This window comes from Pirellulales bacterium (assembly GCA_035656635.1).
GTDB lineage: Bacteria > Planctomycetota > Planctomycetia > Pirellulales > JADZDJ01 > DATJYL01.
In genome coordinates, this window is sequence record DASRSD010000133.1 from 1 (window position 1) to 3,027 (window position 3,027).

The window sequence follows — 3,027 nt, forward strand, 5'->3', positions numbered from 1 at the left end:
GCATGGATCGTCGATGTGCAGCAAAAGCATCGAAGATACTCGTTCACTACTTCGGGTGTGATAGCTCCGGGCGTCTTGTTTAGCGCGCCAAGGACCACTTCCAGATAGTACTGAGGATCGAGCCCAATGAAATGTTCTGGCGTGGGCGCCGCTTGGATAAGGAAGAACCACCACATGTACCTCGTCGCAAACTCTTGGTTCGTTTCTCGATACATCGTCAACGTCGGAGCGATGTCCATGAGACAAACCTTTGTGACGTTTTTGGGGAAATCGAGACACAGTCGATGGGCAACGCGAGCACCCCGATCGTGGGAACCCACAAAGAACTGCTCGTGCCCGAAATGACGCATCGCCTCGATCTGGTCCAACGCCATTGCGCGGAAAGAATAATTGACGTGGCGATCTCCATCGGTTGGGCGGCTTGAATCTCCGTATCCTCGTAGATCAGGTACGTAGACCGAGAACCGCTCAGCGAGCCTCGGCGCTACTTTGTGCCAGGTAACGTGGGTCTCGGGATATCCATGCAGAAGGAGCACCGGTGGTCCGTCGCCTTTGTGAAGAACAGGGATGGTGGCTCCGCTGGTGCGAACCTCAGTCTGCTCAAAGCCGGGAAAAAGCTTCGGCGTGATATCCTTCGGCGGCTTTGGAGGCAGTTCGGGCAAAGATATGGGTTTCGCGGCGACAGTTTGCGTCGCTTGAACCTCTTTTGGATTCATAGCCGCCCCCATTAAAGCAGCGGCCAATGAGAGTTTGAGCATCTCTCGACGGTTCATGGTTCCGCTTTTTGGATAAACGCTATTGGTGCGCAAAGTCATAAAAATAAAGCCCTACATCTTCGTTCTTAACTTTGAAGACTTTAGAATTTATCGGGTAAACGAAAAATTCCCCAGCTCCGCGAATTTTTGCGTCCAATAAGTGTCCAGCCAGGGCAGTGTAGTCCTTTCTGCCGAGCGTAATATGTAGATGTAACAGCAACTTGCCTTCGGCCTCGGAAATGTTTCCAGACAGGTTAGAAATTTCCATTTGTTCATTGAAAGTCTTGTCGACATATTTCTTACTGCTGGGGTCAAAGAAGCGTAGAGTAGCCTCGTTAGTGGCTCCGATGCCGGTAACTTGTCCGGCTTGAATTTTTTGAGAGGTGATAAAGTCAGTTAAGGCATCCAAAATACTAGCTCTATCCTCTATGCTGACAGTGTAAGCGCCTTCGACTCTTTTGGCGGTCCAGTGATTCCCTTGAAGTGTTTGTGCATTCATCGTGACTGAGATTGTACTACTCAATATTAATATCAGTGTTTGTTTCATTGAGTTTAGCGAGGGTGCATTTGTTTAACTGTTTTTCCTCCGTTGGCAGGTTGACGGTGCCGTGCTTTCCCCAATGCTGCTACTGGCTCCGGTGACCACCACTGCTTTGTCGATATCCGGCATCCTGGCTTGTTTCATTTCCGTGGCTTCAAGGGTTCTGGTCATAGGTTCTTTTCTTTTCTCTGAACAACGATCGGCCGAACACCACGCCATTGTGAAAGACGATGTTTGTTGCCTGAGGATACCCAAAAGGTAATGTGGAAGCGGCTGTGGAACTGAGGCACCTCCGCTACTTTGTTGCTGTCGCCGAGGCCGAGAACGTCTCGCGCGCGGCGCTGAAACTTCACGTCTCTCAACCGCCGTTAAGTCGTCAGATTCGCGATCTTGAAGATGAGCTCGGTTTCCTTCTGCTCAAACGCACGGCAAAATCGGTCAGCCTAACAGAGGCCGGTCGCACGTTCTTGAACGAAGCTCGCGCGGTGTTGCAACGAGCTGACGAAGGCGTGAAAAAGGCGCGAGCAGTTGCCACTGCGGGTGAGACCGACCTGCACGTCGGCTACTCACCGACGCCATTCGCCGAAATTCTGCCCAAAACCTTACGGGGATTTCAGAGAGCGATGCCAAAGGTGCACGTCAGATTGCACGATTGGAGCAACAAAACCATTCTCGCTGGCATACGCGATGGCCGGATTCAACTCGGATTGACAACTCGTTCCCCAAAGACTGGTGCGCTGCACGATGTGCGATATGAGGAGTTGTTCCGCCAACGCGTTTGCGTGGCGGTCGCCCCGCAGCATCCCTTTGCCCGCCGCCGCGCCATTCCGATTGCCGAAGTTGCGGCCGAACCGGTGATTGGCCTCACCCGCGAAGACTATCCGAATTACTACGATTTACTCTCGGTCATCTTTTCGAAGGTGAAACAGAAACCGCGCGTCATCGAGGAACATGACAGCATGCCCGGCGTCCTGTCGGTCGTCGAAGCGGGAAGCGGCGTTGCCGTTGCGGTAGACTTTGGTTACAGTTTCGGAAAACGAATAAAGTTCTTGCACCTCACTCCTGAGCCGAAGCCATTTTCGGTCGGCATCGTCGCGCGAAAAGGACGCCTCAGTTGGGCCGCGGAAAAATTCTGGCAGTGCGCGAAGGACGTGGCGTCTGTGAAATGATGTTGCTGCGCATGAACGGCCTACCGAATAGTTTCTGTAATACAAAAACCTCGGAGCCTACGGGGCTCGAACCCGCAACCTCCGCCGTGACAGGGCGGCGCTCTAACCAATTGAGCTAAGGCTCCTGACGAAGAAGCGAACTTTAGTGGCAGCAGCATATCGCCGCAACTGCACAAGCAACTTCCGATCAGCGATCGTGTCACGCTTCTTCGTCAGGAAGCACCAAATCCCAATCAACAATCACCAGCGAAGCTCTAGACAGCAAATTCCAAATCGCGACTTTCTGTTTTGAAGCTTGGGAATCGAGGATTCCTTGGTGTTTGGAATCTGGAACTTGGATTTTACGCGACGTTCTGTGTCGCGGTTGGTTGAACATTTTGTATAATGGTGGCGTCGAACTCCGAAAGTTTTCGCGAGTGTAGATTGCGAATGCGCGTGATGAAGCTATAATGCCACTCGGTTCGGCGGATTGACCCAAACCATAATGAGCGACGAGCGCAGCGAGGGATTTGAGGGCGGGGAAGGGGACTCTACTCCGCACAATCTCCTCGATTCATTCGAT

The 3,027-nt window shown here is 52.3% G+C and carries 3 protein-coding genes and 1 tRNA gene; 1 reads left to right on the top strand and 3 read right to left on the bottom strand.

Translation table 11 applies throughout. The features are described 5' to 3' along the window. A partial coding sequence (locus VFE46_12395; GenBank protein ID HZZ28794.1) for an alpha/beta hydrolase occupies positions 1–815 on the bottom strand: 815 nt, incomplete at its 3' end. Further along, positions 796–1,254: a PPC domain-containing DNA-binding protein gene (locus VFE46_12400; protein HZZ28795.1), complete on the bottom strand. Its 459-nt coding sequence runs from the start codon at positions 1,252–1,254 to the stop codon at positions 796–798. The genes VFE46_12395 and VFE46_12400, both read right to left, overlap by 20 nt. A 305-nt stretch (positions 1,255–1,559) precedes the next feature. On the opposite strand from VFE46_12400, the gene VFE46_12405 reads away from it, so the two are divergent. Then, entirely contained in the window at positions 1,560–2,465 is a 906-nt protein-coding gene (locus VFE46_12405; protein HZZ28796.1) for a LysR family transcriptional regulator, read from the top strand. Positions 2,466–2,516: 51 nt separating this feature from the next. Here the strand turns inward: VFE46_12405 and VFE46_12410 are convergent. Beyond that, positions 2,517–2,590: transfer RNA gene (locus tag VFE46_12410), tRNA-Asp, on the bottom strand. Between the last annotated feature and the right edge of the window lie 437 nt (positions 2,591–3,027).

What these genes read in the sequence shown, in the direction of transcription:
- VFE46_12400 (HZZ28795.1), bottom strand. Translation starts at nt 1,254, where the DNA reads ATGAATGCACAAACACTTCAAGGGAATCACTGGACCGCCAAAAGAGTC.